Annotated in this window: 12 protein-coding genes; 5 read left to right on the top strand and 7 right to left on the bottom strand. The window is 63.6% G+C overall.

Going from position 1 to position 14,775, the window contains the following annotated elements; translation table 11 throughout:
• Positions 1 to 6: 6 nt before the first annotated feature.
• Positions 7 to 1,758 carry a sugar phosphorylase gene (locus C2I35_RS02500; RefSeq protein WP_245890368.1) on the top strand — a complete coding sequence of 584 codons (1,752 nt, stop codon included), beginning with the start codon at positions 7 to 9 and terminating at the stop codon, positions 1,756 to 1,758.
• Between the two features lie 109 nt (positions 1,759 to 1,867).
• On the opposite strand, the gene C2I35_RS02495 is transcribed toward C2I35_RS02500, so the two are convergent.
• Complete coding sequence (locus C2I35_RS02495; RefSeq protein ID WP_103761427.1) at positions 1,868 to 3,088, bottom strand: glycosyltransferase family protein; 1,221 nt, start codon at positions 3,086 to 3,088, stop codon at positions 1,868 to 1,870.
• Positions 3,089 to 3,092: 4 nt separating this feature from the next.
• Positions 3,093 to 3,890 (bottom strand): HAD-IIB family hydrolase, encoded by a 798-nt coding sequence (locus C2I35_RS02490; RefSeq protein WP_103761426.1) that lies wholly within the window; start codon positions 3,888 to 3,890, stop codon positions 3,093 to 3,095.
• 169 nt (positions 3,891 to 4,059) lie between these two features.
• Between C2I35_RS02490 and C2I35_RS02485 the strand changes: the two genes are divergently transcribed.
• Complete coding sequence (locus C2I35_RS02485) at positions 4,060 to 5,697, top strand: FAD/NAD(P)-binding protein (RefSeq protein ID WP_103761425.1); 1,638 nt, start codon at positions 4,060 to 4,062, stop codon at positions 5,695 to 5,697.
• A gap of 148 nt (positions 5,698 to 5,845) precedes the next feature.
• Complete coding sequence (locus tag C2I35_RS02480; RefSeq protein ID WP_103761424.1) at positions 5,846 to 6,187, top strand: hypothetical protein; 342 nt, start codon at positions 5,846 to 5,848, stop codon at positions 6,185 to 6,187.
• Between the two features lie 150 nt (positions 6,188 to 6,337).
• On the opposite strand, the gene C2I35_RS02475 is transcribed toward C2I35_RS02480, so the two are convergent.
• Complete coding sequence (locus tag C2I35_RS02475; RefSeq protein ID WP_103761423.1) at positions 6,338 to 7,852, bottom strand: catalase; 1,515 nt, start codon at positions 7,850 to 7,852, stop codon at positions 6,338 to 6,340.
• A 45-nt stretch (positions 7,853 to 7,897) separates the two neighbouring features.
• The gene (locus C2I35_RS02470) at positions 7,898 to 9,271 is read right to left on the bottom strand and encodes an NAD-dependent succinate-semialdehyde dehydrogenase (protein WP_103761422.1); all 1,374 of its coding nucleotides are present in this window, start codon (positions 9,269 to 9,271) and stop codon (positions 7,898 to 7,900) included.
• A 171-nt stretch (positions 9,272 to 9,442) separates the two neighbouring features.
• On the opposite strand from C2I35_RS02470, the gene C2I35_RS02465 reads away from it, so the two are divergent.
• Together C2I35_RS02465 and C2I35_RS02460 are read left to right on the top strand one after the other, a co-directional pair.
• Entirely contained in the window at positions 9,443 to 10,672 is a 1,230-nt protein-coding gene (locus C2I35_RS02465; protein ID WP_103761421.1) for a putative DNA modification/repair radical SAM protein, read from the top strand.
• On the top strand, positions 10,672 to 12,123 hold the full coding sequence (locus tag C2I35_RS02460) for a UdgX family uracil-DNA binding protein (RefSeq protein ID WP_211286100.1): 1,452 nt from the start codon (positions 10,672 to 10,674) through the stop codon (positions 12,121 to 12,123). The genes C2I35_RS02465 and C2I35_RS02460 overlap by 1 nt, the downstream gene beginning before the upstream one ends.
• A gap of 134 nt (positions 12,124 to 12,257) precedes the next feature.
• Here C2I35_RS02460 and C2I35_RS02455 read toward each other — a convergent pair whose 3' ends face one another.
• The 3 genes from C2I35_RS02455 to C2I35_RS02445 all read right to left on the bottom strand — a co-directional run bounded on the left by C2I35_RS02455 (position 12,258) and on the right by C2I35_RS02445 (position 14,706).
• Complete coding sequence (locus tag C2I35_RS02455) at positions 12,258 to 13,100, bottom strand: 3-oxoadipate:acetyl-CoA acetyltransferase (protein WP_103761419.1); 843 nt, start codon at positions 13,098 to 13,100, stop codon at positions 12,258 to 12,260.
• Between the two features lie 114 nt (positions 13,101 to 13,214).
• On the bottom strand, positions 13,215 to 13,577 hold the full coding sequence (locus C2I35_RS02450) for a cupin domain-containing protein (protein ID WP_170067100.1): 363 nt from the start codon (positions 13,575 to 13,577) through the stop codon (positions 13,215 to 13,217).
• Positions 13,578 to 13,842: 265 nt separating this feature from the next.
• Complete coding sequence (locus C2I35_RS02445; protein ID WP_103761872.1) at positions 13,843 to 14,706, bottom strand: MurR/RpiR family transcriptional regulator; 864 nt, start codon at positions 14,704 to 14,706, stop codon at positions 13,843 to 13,845.
• Positions 14,707 to 14,775: the final 69 nt, after the last annotated feature.

The raw sequence follows: 14,775 nt of genomic DNA, 5'->3' as shown, positions 1-14,775 counted from the left end.
CACAAATTGCTGAACGCGCGCCTGCGCGAACTGCTCTCCCGGATCTATCCCGACGAATCCGCGTCCGATCTTGCCCGCGCGATCATCGCGGCGTTCTGGCCCGAAGGCTCGGTGCCCCGCAAACGTGCCCGCACGCCCAGCAACCGGCTCTGGTCGGAAAAGGATGCCTTTCTCATCACCTATGGCGACACCATCCTCGACGGGGTGCACAAGCCGCTGGACCTGCTCGAGGACTTCCTGTCGCGCTACATGGGTGGCGTGGTGGACGGCGTGCATGTCCTGCCGTTCTTCCCGTTCAGCTCGGATGACGGATTTGCCGTGACGGATTACTGCGCCGTCAACCCCCGTCTGGGCGAATGGAGCGACATCAGCCGCATCGCCTCGAACTTCCATCTCGTGTCGGACCTCGTGCTGAACCACGTGTCCAGCCAGGGCAACTGGTTCAACCAGTACCGGCAGGGCAAGGCGCCCTATGACAGGTTCTTCTACGAGGCCGACCCCGACCAAGACCTCAGCGCGGTCGTGCGCCCGCGCACCACGCCGCTTTTGCAAAAGATCGAGACGCGGAACGGCGACCGCCACGTCTGGTGCACTTTCAGCCATGACCAGATCGATCTGAATTTTTCCAATCCCGAGGTGCTGCTGGAGATGCTGCGCATCATCCGGATGCATATCGACAAGGGTGTGCGGACCCTGCGGCTGGATGCCGTGGCCTTCATCTGGAAGGAACCGGGCACGTCCTGCATCCACCTGCCGCAGACCCACGCCATCGTGCAGCTGATCCGCCTGCTGGTAGATTACACGTTCGAGACCGTGGTGCTGCTGACCGAGACCAACGTGCCGCGCAGCGAGAATCTCAGCTATTTCGGCAACCGCAACGAGGCGCACGCGGTCTACAACTTTCCGCTGCCGCCGCTGATCCTGCACGCGATGCAGTCGGGCTCGGCCGAATATCTCAACCGCTGGCAGGCCACCATGCCGCCCGCGCAGCTGGGCTGCGCCTACCTCAACTTTACCGCCAGCCATGACGGGATCGGAATGCGCCCCGCCGAGGGCGTGCTGCCCCCTGACGAGAAAAACCGCATGATCGAGACGGCGCAGCAGGCCGGCGCGCTGGTGTCGATGCGCACCATGCCCGACGGCACCGAACAGGCCTACGAGCTGAACTGTTCTCTGTTCGACGTGATGCGCACGACCTTCAAGGGCGAGGACGACCACCACTTCGACCGCTTCATCTGTTCCCAGACCATTCCGATGTCGCTCGAGGGCATTCCGGCCTTCTACATCCATTCCTTCCTCGCCACGCCCAGCGATCACGAGGCGGTGGAACGCCGCGGGATGAACCGGGCGATCAACCGTCACCGCTGGCACTACCCGGACTTGTTGGAGCGGATGGAGGACGAAGGCTCGGACCAGACGCGCGTGATGAAGACCTTGTCTGAACGCCTGCGCATTCGTGCCCGCCAGCCGGGGTTTCATCCAAACGCCACGCAGTTCACGCTGCGCCTCGATCCGCGGCTTTTCGGGGTCTGGCGCCAGAGCCTCGATCGCTACCAGTCGATCTTTGCCATCCACAATGTCAGCGACCAGACGGTCACCGTGTCGCCCGATCAACTGAACATGATCGAGGACGACAACTGGCGCGACTTGCTGTCGGGCGAAGAGATCGACGCGGCGGCAGAGGCGATTACGCTGGCCCCGTACCAGAGCTGCTGGATCGCCAATCGCGAAGGCGCGGCACCCGGCGACCGGCCTTAAGCGTTTTGCCTTTAACCTGAACCAAAAGCTAAAGGCGAAACGCGTGCAACGACTGGGTATTGCACCGCGTTTCACGATAAGCTGCGATACAGGTTTATCGCGAAACGCTTTAGCTGAACTCCTCGGCGTCCTTCAGCGCCGCCGATTTCAGATCCGACAGGAACTCCGGGTCGGCGGCATGTACGCGGCTCCACGTGGGGATGAAGGGCGTCGCTTGCGGGTTTTCCAGGAAAACCGTGCCCGCGCGAATGATGTTCTCGGCGAAAAGCTCGACCGACTTTTCCTCCTTGTGGCGGTCCACGGTCAGCCCATTCATCTTGGCATCCGCGTAATAGCTTTCCAGCAGGTCCAGCGCGATCCGGTAATACGTGGCCTTCAACGAGCGGAAGAGGTTGGGCGTGAACACCGTGCCGTCCGACGCGAGCTTGCGGAAGATCGCCTTGCAGATATCCGTGGACATCCGGCTGAGGCCCTGGCTGGCGTCCTCGGGTGACAGGTCCTGGTGCTTGTGGTCGTAGGCGTCGGAAATCTCGACCTGGCAGACCGATTGCGGCGCCAGATTGCGCCACGCCTCGGACAGCACGCCGATTTCCAGCCCCCAGTCAGAGGGCACGCGCAGGTCGGGCAGCATCGGTGTGCGCATGGCGAACTCGCCCGACAGCGGATAGCGAAAGCTGCGCAGGTAATCGAGGTAGTCGCGATCCCCGATCACCCGTTTCAGCGCGATCAGCAGCGGACTGACCAGCAATCGCGTGACCCGGCCATTCAGCTTGGTGCCGTCGACGCGTGGGTAGTATCCTTTGACCATCTGGTAGCGAAAGCCGGGATGCGCCGCCGGGTAGATCAGCCGCGCCAGCAATTCGCGGTCATAGGTCAGGATATCGCAATCATGCAGCGCCATGACGGACGTGTCGGCACAGGCGATGAGATACCCCATGCAGGTCCAGACGTTCTTGCCCTTGCCCGGCTCCTCGGGGGCGATGCCCTTTTCCTCCAGCCGGGCGCCGAGGGCCTTCATCCGGGGGCTGTCGTTCCACAGCACCATGTGCTGCTGCGGCAGGCGGCTGAAGAATTCGATGGCGTGCCGGTATTGCGCCTCGTCGGCCTGATCCAGGCCGATGATGATCCGGTGCAGGTAGGGCACCTGGGTCAGCTCGTCGACGATGTGTTCCAGCGCTGGGCCTTCCAGTTCGGAATACAGGCTGGGCAGGATCAGCGAAATCTTCCGCGTCTCGGCAAAGGCCGTCAATTCGTAGGTCAGGTCGTCCAGGCTGCGGGTGCGCAGGTTGTGCAGCGTCGTGATATTTCCGTTCTGGTGAAAATCGGCCATGTGCTCAGGGGTCTTTCGTCGTTGCTAAATCGTCCAGGATCGCGTTCACGGCCTCGGTCCAACCGGCGGGGCCTTCCGCATGTGTCCGAATGATGCGTCCGCGCGTCTTGCCATAACTGTTCTCGCCCGCAAGCGGCGGGATACCGGGTGAGGCGGAATTGGCCACCACCACGCCGATCTCGGCCCGTTCCAGCATGGCCACGTCGTTCGGCGCATCGCCCAACGCCAGCGTATGCTCGGGGCGGTAGCGGTCGATCACTTCGTCCATGCGGTCCGCCTTGGTGCCGCCAAAGGACAGGGTCAGAAACCGCCCGCCCTCCTGAACCGTCAGCCCGGCGCCTTGTGCGGCGGCGACAAAGGCATCTCGCTCCGCCCCCGGTCTGGTCCAGAGACCGGGTTCGCTGAATTGCCGCGCCTGCGCGCGTATCGCGTCATCAGGCGACAGGCCGGTATGCTCTGCGATATCCTGATGCGTCATGTCGCCAAACCCGGTAAAACCTTTTGGTAAACGTGCGATTGCAGCGCGAAGTTCCCGGTAGGTCTGCGCGCCTTCGGTGCCGTCCGCGCCCGGCTCCAGCAGGCCGCCGCCATTTTCGACGATGGCGGGCCAGTCAGACAGCCCCATCGCGTCTCGCAGGGGCGCGATCTCGGCGGCGGTCTTGCTGCTGGCCAGCACCACACCGCAGCCCGCCAGTCTCAGCCGTTCCAACGCCGGCGCGGCAGGCTGCCACGCATATGTGCGGTGGTCCAGCAACGTGCCGTCAAGATCGGAAAACACAAGGAGGCGCGGGCCAAGGGTCATATGTCGACACTAGACGACAAGTTGCGGCAAGGCGACCGGGGAACGCACCTTGCGGCCCGCAAAATCTTGCCGCGCCCCATTTCCGGGCGCCACGGCACGGCCCTTCTATTGAAGCGGCGGAGATTGCGCTACAACATCCGGGAAAGACGGAAAAAAACGAAGGCTGACCATGGCGGGCGAAAACACAGTGAAAATCGCCGTTGTCGGCTTTGGCCCACGGGGGCTCGGCGCACTCGAGGCGCTGGCCGAGCAGGCAGGCGCCGCCGCAAGGGCGCTGCATGTCGATCTGTTCGAGCCCTCCAGCACCCCAGGCGCCGGCCCCAATTTCGACCCTGGCGAAAACCCGGTCTGTCAGTTGAACACCCCGATGCGCGATATCGACATTCGTCCTCCGCGCGGTTCGCGCTGCGGCGCCTTCGCCGATTGGCAGGATGCCGGGTTGGCGCCCGATGCGTTCCCCCGCCGCCGCGATCTTGGGCGCTATCTCGAAACGCGCTATGCCGAGCTGCGCCGCCATGGTGGCCTTTCCCTGCGCCATGACACCGCCGTGATCGACGGGCTGGAACATGGTGACGGCGGCTGGATGCTGCGCGCCGGTCCGGACATCTGGCACGGCCCCTATGCAGAGGTCCTGCTGACCCTTGGCCAGCCCGAGGTCAGCCCCGACGAGCAGCTTGACGACTGGCAGACCCACGCCGCCAATACCGGCGCGGTGCTGCGCCAGGCTTATCCTGCCTGGAAACTGCAACGCGACGCCGCCCGCTGGACCGGACAGACCGTTGCGATCCGGGGGCTCGCGCTGTCGGCCTTCGACGTGATCCGGGTGCTGACATTGGGGCAGGGCGGGCGGTTCGAGAACGGGCGTTATGTCCCCTCGGGCACCGAGCCGGGCCTGCTGGTGCCGTTCTCACTGGACGGCTTGCCACCCTTCCCCAAGCCAGAGACGGCGGCGCTCGATGCACGGTTCGACCCGACCGAGGCGGAAACGCAAGGCTTCGCCGCTGCCATATCCTCCGCGGCCGAAGCGCCGCCAGACGTGGCGCGCAGGCTGGTGTCTGACGCCCTCCTGGCCGCCGTCTGCCGCGTGCTGGATCAGCTGGACGGAGCCTCCGGGGATGCCGCCAATTGGCTGGCCCGGGAATGGCAGAACCCCGGATCGCAGGAAAGCGGCCCCGCCATCTCTGCTCTCCAGGCCGGGATTTCCATGGCCGACGGCAGCCTCGCGCCCTCGACGGGCTTCGTCTTTGGGCAGGTCTGGCGCAAGTGGCAGGACACGTTGCGCCGGGGCTACAACCCCGCGACCACACCGCCCGAAACGGCCAGCCTGCTGGTAGGGTTCGACGAGGGGCTGAAACGCTATTCCTATGGCCCTCCCGTTTCGGCCTGCCGGGAAGTTGCGGCCCTGGTCGCAGCCGGTTTGGTGACGCTCGACCTGACGGCAGATCCCGACATCACGCTCACCGGGGCGGGCTGGACGCTGGCATCGGAGGATCACCGGGCCGAAGCCACCGTCATGGTCGACGGTGTCCTGCCGTCGCCCGACCTGTCAAAACTGCGCGCGCCGCTCGTCACCGCGCTCACCCGGCAAGGCAGGCTCTGCGCCATGGCCGAAGGCCTTGCGGCAAACGTGGCCGCGGACGGGCAGATGCTGGACCGTCACGGTGCCATAGTTCCGGGCCTGGCATTTCTGGGCCGCCTCGCACTGGGCAGCGTGATCGCCGCGGATTCAATCCACGATTGTTTCGGCCAGGCCTCGGTCCGCTGGGCGAGAGGGGTGCTTGCACGAAACACACCGCGCCCGAAATAAAGGCATAAGCACCAGCATCACTGGCGGATCGCTGCTTATCCTGTTAGAATCGGTTGATCATGGTGTGTGGCGCCCTACGCTTCACATGCATGGGTGTGTTTGCAAAAGTGCTTGCGCACAGAGGTGAACAATTAACGAGGCGAATGATATGAAGAAATTTCTAGCAACGACCTGCGCGGTCGCCTTCGGGGCGATCATGCCGATCCAGGCAGCGGCACAGGCGGCACAGACCTTGCCGGTTCAAGACGGTCCGCCGGTTGCCGCGGGCGAAACCGCGGAAGCTTACGCAATGCGCGTGAACGCTTGTGGCGGAGCGACCCTGGTGGGCGCGACGTTCACCCCTGGCGGTGACCTGGTTCAGGCACGCTGTGCCAGCGCCGGTCTCGGCATGGGGACGGGCCCGGCCGCAGCGGCTGCCGCCGCTGCCGGTGCAGGTGCACTGCTGATTATCGGCCTTGACGGGTCGAGCAGCACCACGACCTCGAACTAAGGCGATCTTATGCAATGCAAAGGCCGGCACCTCTGCCCGAGGTGCCGGCCTTTTTTAATCCATTGTACTGCGATGATGGCTTTTCGTTGACAGAATGCGACGCGGCGGGTGGTGACAGGCACATATGCGGCCTGTCACCGCCGTTTCTTGCTACTCGGCCGCTTCGACCGGCGTGTCGTCCGTCACCGGCAGCGACGGCTCGCCATGGTTGCCGCTCTCCAGCGCCGTTCGTACACCCGCCTCGTAGTCGGGATGCACCTTTTTCAAAACCGCGAGCCAGCGTTCCTTAACATCCTCCGACACAGGTGCCATGCCGCCCGCCATGTTCTTGTGCAGGCGGTCGCGCTCGGCATCGTTCAGCACCTCGGCATAAAGCTTGCGAGGCTGCACGTAGTCGACGTCGCTTTCTTCCTGCTTGAACCGGCCCACGACGGCCTCGGGGTCGATCCGCAGGGGCGGCTCCTCGGCGCTTTGGTCGGCCACGGGGCCGTCATACTGGTTCGGCTCGTAATAGGCGTTCGGATTGCCGAAATCGTTGGTGAAGAACCGCATCGCGCCGTCCTTGTGATAATGCCGCACCTCGGCATTTTTCGGCGCGTTCGCAGGCAGCGCCTCGTAATGCGTGCCAAGGCGATAGCGGTGCGCATCGGCGTAGGCAAAGAGCCGCGCCTGCAACATCTTGTCAGGCGAAAAGCCGATACCGCGCACAACGTTGTTCGGGCTGTAGGCGGCGTTCTCGACCAGCTGGAAATAGTTCTCCGGAAAGGTGTGCATTTCCAACTCGCCCACCTCGATCAGCGGAAAGTCGTCATGCGGCCAGACCTTGGTCAGGTCGAACGGGTTGAACTCCGTTTCCAGCGCCTGTTCTTCGGTCATGACCTGGATGAACAGCGTCCACTTGGGATGGTTGCCGTCCTCGATCATGTGCCACAGTTCTTCCTGGTAGCTTTCGCGCGTGTGGCCGATGATCTCGGCCGCCTTTTCGTCGGACAGCGTCTCGTGGCCCTGGTGGGTGCGGAAATGGAACTTCACCCAATGACGCTCGCCCTTGTCATTCCACATCGAGAACGTGTGGCTGCCATAGCCGTTCATGTGTGCCGGGCTGCGCGGGATACCACGATCCGACATCAGGATCGTCACCTGGTGCACGCTTTCGGGCTGGGCCGACCAGAAGTCGAACATCGCCTCGGGCGAGCGCAGGTTGGTCTTGGGGTGGCGTTTCTGGGTGCGGATGAAGTCGGGAAACTTGTAGCCGTCGCGGATAAAGAAAATGGGGGTGTTGTTGCCCACCATGTCCCAGTTTCCATCCTCGGTATAGAACTTCAGCGAGAATCCCCGCACGTCACGCTCGGCATCCGCAGCGCCACTTTCGCCCGCCACGGTGGACCAGCGCGACAGCACCTCGGTCTGCTTGCCGACCTCGGAAAAGAGCTTGGCGCACGTGTATTCGGAAATATCCTTGGTCACGGTGAACGTGCCCTGAAGGCCCCAGCCCTTGGCGTGCACGACCCGCTCTGGGATGCGTTCACGGTTCTGGTGCGCCAGCTTTTCAATTAGCTGATGGTCCTCCAGCATAACGGGACCCCGCGCACCGGCGGTGCGTGAGGTCTCGTTCGTTGTGTACGGGCTGCCTGACGTGGTGGTCAGTGTTTTTCGCTTGGTCATCGTTACTCTCCTTTTCTCATTCCGGCAGGCGCGAGGGCGGCTGGATCAATCCAGCCAGATGCCCTTGATGTTTACGAACTCCCGCACGCCAAAGCCGCCATGTTCGCGGCCATAGCCCGAGTCCTTGACGCCGCCGAAGGGCATGTTCGGGTGTGCCGCGCCAAAGCTGTTGATCCGCACCATGCCGGTGTCGAAATACTTCTTCGCCATCTCCGCCGCGCGCTCGGTGTCTTTCGAAAAGATGCCACCGCCCAGGCCGTACCGGCTGTCATTGGCGATGCGCATCGCGTCCTCGTCGTCCTTGGCGCGGATGACCGAGGCCACGGGGCCGAAGATCTCGTCGTCATAGGCCGGCATGCCGGGGGTGACGTCCCCCAGCACGGTCGCGGGGTAATAGGCACCGTCCCGATCCAGTTTCTTGCCACCGGCGAGGATCTTCGCGCCTTTCTTCACGCTCTCTTCGACCTGCTCCATGACGGTCTCAAGCTGTTCCTGGCTGCTCAGCGGGCCAAGCTCGGTCTCGTCGTCATCGGGAGCGCCCACCTTGATCTTGGACATCGCATCGGCATAGGCATCGACGAATTGATCATAGACCTTGTCGGTCACGATGAACCGCTTCGCGTTCACGCAGGTCTGACCGTTGTTGTAAAGCCGACCCTGAACCGACAGTTTCACAGCCAATTCCACGTCCGCATCTTCCAGTACGAGGAACGCGTCGTTCGACCCCAGCTCTAGCACGGTCTTCTTCAGTGCCTTGCTGGCTGTTGCGCCGATATGGCTGCCTGCGGCATCCGAACCCGTCATGGTCACGCCGCGCACCTTGTCATGCGCGATCACCTTGTCGGACGTGTCGTGGTCAATCAGCAGGACCCGGAAGATATCGTTGGGCAACCCTGCCTTGATGCAGATCTCGCGCAGGCGGAGGGCGCTGCCGGTGCAGATTTCGGCGTGTTTCAGGACACAGCCATTGCCCGCCATCAGGGCAGCGGCCAGCACGCGCACCGGCTGGTACATCGGAAAGTTCCACGGCTGGATCGAGTAGACCACGCCGATCGGCTGATACGTTACAAGCCCCTTGTTGCCGTCGCCCAGGTCCCGGGTTTCGTCCTTCAGCTGGCCCGGCCCTTGTTCGGCGGTGTACTCGAAAATCTGCGCGCACAGCTCGATTTCGTCCTTGCCGTCCTTCAGCAACTTGCCCATCTCGCGGGTCATCAGTTGCGCCAGCTCGGCGGTGTTTTCGCGCAGCTCCTTGGCAATCGCTTTCAGCACTGCGCCGCGCTCTTCATGGCTCTTTTCACGCCACTCGATGAAGGCGGCATGGCACGCTTCGACCGCTTCGATGGCCTCGGCTTCGCTCATGGTCTGGTAGTCGGCGATCTTCTCCGCCGTCGCGGGGTTGATGGTCTCGATCTTGGACATGCTGACCTCTCTCTCGTTACGTCATGAACTTGTTGGCTCAACCCGAGCCGGACGCCACATGTTCCGACCCCTGTGCGCGGATGCCGCGCCCGAAGCGGACACGCGCCGAATGCACCGCGCTCGTGCATTAACGTTCTTGCATTTCCGCCTGCATGTTCTACTTTCGTTCACATGCGTAAAACCCTTTCAGACAAACTGGCGATCCTGGCCGACGCCGCGAAATACGACGCCTCCTGCGCGTCGTCGGGCACCACCCGCCGCGACAGCCGCAATGGCGGCATCGGCAGCGCGGGCGGCAGCGGGATCTGTCACGCCTACACGCCCGACGGGCGCTGCATCAGCCTGCTCAAGATCCTGATGACGAATTTCTGCATCTACGACTGCGCCTATTGTATCAACCGCGTCAGCAGCGGCGTGGAGCGGGCACGATTTACCCCCGAAGAGGTCGTGACCTTGACGCTGGAATTCTACCGCCGCAACTACATCGAGGGTCTGTTCCTCAGTTCCGGGATCATCAAGAGCCCGGACGACACCATGGCCGACATCACCCGCATCGCCCGGATGCTGCGCGAGGATCACGGCTTCAAGGGCTATATCCACCTCAAAACCATCCCCGAGGCCAGCCAGGAGCTGATCGACGAGGCAGGGCGCTATGCAGACCGCCTGTCAGTCAATATCGAACTGCCCAAGGATGACAGCACCCGCACCCTCGCACCGCAAAAGCGCCCCGAGTCGATCCGCGCCGCCATGGCGTCGGTGCGCCTGAAACAGCAGGCCAGCAAGGAACGGTCCCACACCGGGAAACGCGCGCCGAAATTCGCCCCCGCCGGACAGTCCACCCAAATGATCGTCGGTGCCGACGGCTCGAACGACAAGGCGATCCTGACGACCTCATCGCGGCTCTACACAGGCTACAAGCTGCGCCGTGTCTATTACTCGGCCTTTTCCCCCATCCCGGACAGTTCCGCGATGCTGCCGCTGATCAAGCCGCCCCTGGTGCGCGAACACCGGCTCTACCAGGCCGACTGGCTCTTGCGTTTCTACGGCTTCGACGTGGACGAGATCACCGATGTGGCTCCCTCGGGCAATCTCGACCTCGACATTGACCCCAAGCTTGCGTGGGCGCTGGCGCATCGCGGGCAATTCCCCGTCGACGTGAACCGCGCGGGGCGCGACGTGCTGCTGCGCGTTCCCGGCTTCGGCACCAAGACCGTCAATCGCATCCTGACCGCCCGCCGCTCGGGCGTCCTGCGCTATGCCGACCTTCTGCGCATCGGTGCGCGGATGGGCATGGCGAAATCCTTTGTTACCACGCCAGACTGGTCCCCAGCCGGACTGACCGACAGCGTTGACTTGCGCGCCCGCTTCGCGCCCGCGCCGGAACAGCTGAGCCTCTTCTGATGTACCGCGTATCCCTGCCGGACCTCGGATTTTTCGAGGCATGGCGCGACGCCGCCCGCCGCCTTCTGAGCCATGCCATCCCGCCGGAGCAGGTCGAATGGGGCAGGGGAGAGGACACCAGCCTGTTCCCTGCCGACCCGCTGCCCGAGGCGGACGGCCCCCACGCGGTGACCACGACCAAACAGTTCCTGTCGCTGGCCAAGACCGCCCTTTGCCACTCCGGCACCGAGGCGCCGACGCTGCTGTACCAGGCGCTTCATCGCCACCAGAGCACCCGCCGCGCGCTCGCCAACCCCGCCGATCCGATCGCGCGCAAGCTGTCGGTCCTGCAAAAGGCCGTGCGCCGCGACATTCACAAGATGCACGCGTTCGTCCGTTTCCGCGAACTGCCCACCGAGGGCAATCGCCGCAGCTTTGGCGCGTGGTTCGAACCCGATCACCACATCCTGGAAACCGGCACGCCCTTTTTCGCCAAGCGTTTCGCCGACATGGACTGGATGATCGCCACGCCGCAGGGCGTCGCCCGGTTCGAGGATGGCAAACTTACCTTCCATCCCCCGGCGGACCGCCCGGATCTGCCCGAAGACGCGTCAGAGGCGCTGTGGGGCACCTATTTCGCCAACATCTTCAATCCCGCGCGCCTGCATCTTCAGGCCATGCGCTCGGAGATGCCGCTGAAGTACTGGAAGAACCTGCCCGAGACCGACCTCATCCCCCGGATGCTCGCCGACGCCGAGGCGCGGGTGGAAAAGATGCGCGCCGCCATGCCGACCGAGACGCCCGCTCATGCCGAACGCATCCTCAGCCGACTGCCGCAACCCAAGATGACGGACATGCCCGACAGCATGGAAGAGGCCCGCGCCGCCGCCATGCAGTGCCAGCGCTGCGGTCTGTGCGAGGTCGCTACGCAGACCGTTTGGGGCAGGGGGCACACGCAGGCCGACCTGATGATCGTCGGCGAGCAGCCCGGCGATGCCGAGGATCTCGCCGGCAAGCCCTTCGTGGGTCCGGCGGGTCAATTGCTGACCACGCTCATGCAAGAGGCCGAGGTCGGCGACAGCTGGATGACCAATGCGGTCAAGCACTTCAAATTCCGCCCCACCGGCAAGCGCCGGATGCACCAGAACCCCGACCAGCACGAGATCGACCATTGCCGCTGGTGGCTCGACCTCGAACGCCGGTTCGTGCAGCCGACGCTGACGGTCGCGCTTGGCGGCTCGGCGGCCTATGCCCTGACCGGCAACGATGCGCCAATGAAAGCCCGCCGTGGCCAGGTTGAGACCGCCCATGACGGCGGCGCGGTGCTGGTGACGTGGCACCCCAGCTATGTCCTGCGCCTTGACGGCCCTGCGGCGACGGCGGCGCGCACGGAATTGCGGCACGACCTTGCCGCCGCCGCCAAGGTGCTTCAATCAGACGTTACGGAACACGTGCCCGGCGCGGTGCAATAGCTACCGGCGAGGGCACTGGACCACGCCAGCCTCACCCCTCCAGGCGAAGACGCCAAGCATTCGTTCCGACGTCGCAAGGCGTCGCCCTGCGCCAGCTCGGATCGACGCCTTCCAGGAGCGACTCGCATCTGAGTTTATGCCGGGCGCAGCCCCAGCATGTCGCGGGTCTGGGCGATGCTCGCCACCGGGCGATCGTATTTCGCGCAAATCTCGGCGGCCCGCGCGATCAACGCCGCGTTGGACGGGGCCAGCGTGTCGCGATCCAGACGCACGTTGTCTTCCAGTCCCGCGCGGGTATGTCCGCCCGCGGCAATGGCCCACTCGTTGACCACCACCTGGTTGGCGCCGATCCCCGCGGCGCACCACGCCGCATCGGGCGCACGCTCCCGCATCGTTTTGACGTAGAAGTCGAACACCTCGCGATCCGCGGGCATGGCGTTCTTCACGCCCATGACGAACTGAACGTAAAGCTGGCCCGGCACAATGCCCGCGTCATGCATGGCGATGGCCTGCAGGATATGCGACAGGTCGAACGCCTCGATCTCGGGCGTGATCTCAAAGCGGGTCATCTCCCCCGCGAGCCACGCCACGAGGTCCGGCGGGTTTTCGTAGACCCGCGTGGGGAAGTTGTTCGACCCCACCGACAGCGACGCCATGTCGGGCCGCAGCGAAAGCATCCCGCCACGCGCCTTGCCCGCGCCCGAGCGTCCGCCGGTCGAGAACTGGATCACCACGCCGGGACAGTGCTTTTCGAGCCCCTCCTTCAGCGCCGCGAACCGGTCGGGGTCCGAGGAGGGCGTCTCGTCCTCGTTGCGCACATGCGCGTGGATGATGCTCGCCCCCGCCTCGACGGCGGCGTGGCTGCTTTCGACCTGCTCGGTCACGCTGATCGGCACCGCCGGATTGTCCGCCTTGCGCGGCACCGACCCGGTGATCGCGCAACACAGGATGCAGGGCTTGCCAGCTACGTCAGACATCGAAGAACACCTTTTCCTTATTGTCCTGAGAGTGGATAACATGGCGCAGTACGAAACGGGCGCCGCGCTGACCTGTTTTCCTTGGATGCGCGTCTGAAAGCGAACGAAGGTCCTTCAACCGGGCGAGAACTTCAACAGCACCAGCGCGCCGGACTTGCTGCCTGCGGTGTGCATGGCACCCGGTGCGCGGATGATGAGGTCGCCCGGCTCATAGCTGTTCTCGTCGTCGAAGAAAGACCCCTCCAGCACGTAGATTTCCTCGACCGTTTCATGTGCGTGGGCCTCGGAAAACGCCCCGGGCGCGATCTTCATCAGCATGGTCATCTCGCCCGATGCCGCCTCGTATAGAGGTTTCGTCTCGAAGCCCGGGATACCCGTATCCTGCCAGTCCACGGCAGACTGGTTCAGATGGACCGTCCCGGACGCAGGGCGGGCCAGTGTCGCGGTTTCCCGAGTCGGCTGAAATTGGTCTGCCATGCGCATATCCTCTTGCCTGTCTTTTAGTGAACGGTATTGAAACGTGTTCGGAACATCAATGTCGCGGTAGGTTTCCGCCTGTCTTGACCCAGCTTCAGCTGGCCTGTGCGAGCTGTGCATCTCATGGGCAAAATGTTGTTTTCGTTCGTCTGGCGCCGCCGGTGATATGGAAAAACCAACGTTGTTCGACGCAACTTCTTTGGAGGATCACGCCCCCAGGACCAACATCTTCGAACCAATTACCGGGTCGTAGACCTGGGCAGCGTCACTTTCTGAATATCCGTGTCGAGCGGAACATGCCCTCGAGTTCCTCGATCCGGTCGCGCGCCTTTTCAAGGCGTTGGGTCTGGATGGCGGCGATAAGCGCCTCGACGATCAGGTTGATCCCAAGGGTCGAGTCCCAGCTCGAGGGCACCTCGACCAGCGCGTTGATGACGTGATCGGCCGTTTGCGAGATCGGCGAGCCCCATTGATCGGTGAAAAGCACGATGACCACGCCGCGTTCCTTGGCCAGGCTTGCGAGCCGGGCCAAATCTGCCTCGTAGCGGCGAATGTCGAAAATCACGAGGACGGAGCGCGGCCCCATGTCGATCAGGTATTGCGGCCAGACGTTGGGGGATTGCGACAACAGCGTCACGCCGGGGCGGACGATCTGAAGGTGGTTGAAGAAATAATCCGCGTTCGAGCGCGTGATGCGCCCGCCCAGCAGAAAGATGTTGCGCCGTGTATCGGCCAGAACCTTGGCCAGCGCGTCGAACGTGGCGGGGTCGAGCCGCTCGATCGTCTGGTTGAGATTTTCGAACACGGCTTCCGCGAAATTGCGGAAGGCGGGGGAATCCTTGCGGCCCTGCGGCCACCCCTCGCTCTTGAGGATCGGCTTCTTGATCTGGGCCGACGCTTCTTCGCGCAGGGCGGCCTGCATTTCCGGGAACCCGTCAAAACCCAGCTTTCGCGCCAGACGGATCACCGTCGGTGTCGACACGCCCGCGGCCTCGGCCAGCTTGGTGATCGATTGCAGCCCGGACATGGGGTAATCCCGCAAAAGGACGTCCGACAAAAGGCGCTCGGCCGGGGTCAACGCGCCGGCCTTGTCCTTCAGCTTGTCCTTTACGATGCCGGTCCGTGTCACCTGCGACGCCTTTTGAAGCAATTGCTACAAGATAATGTATGGCCGTAGTTTCGTCTACGAAAAATTCTT

It is taken from the genome of Roseovarius confluentis (genome assembly GCF_002917925.1).
GTDB lineage: Bacteria > Pseudomonadota > Alphaproteobacteria > Rhodobacterales > Rhodobacteraceae > Roseovarius > Roseovarius confluentis.
This window is presented reverse-complemented; position numbering and strand designations above follow the sequence as displayed.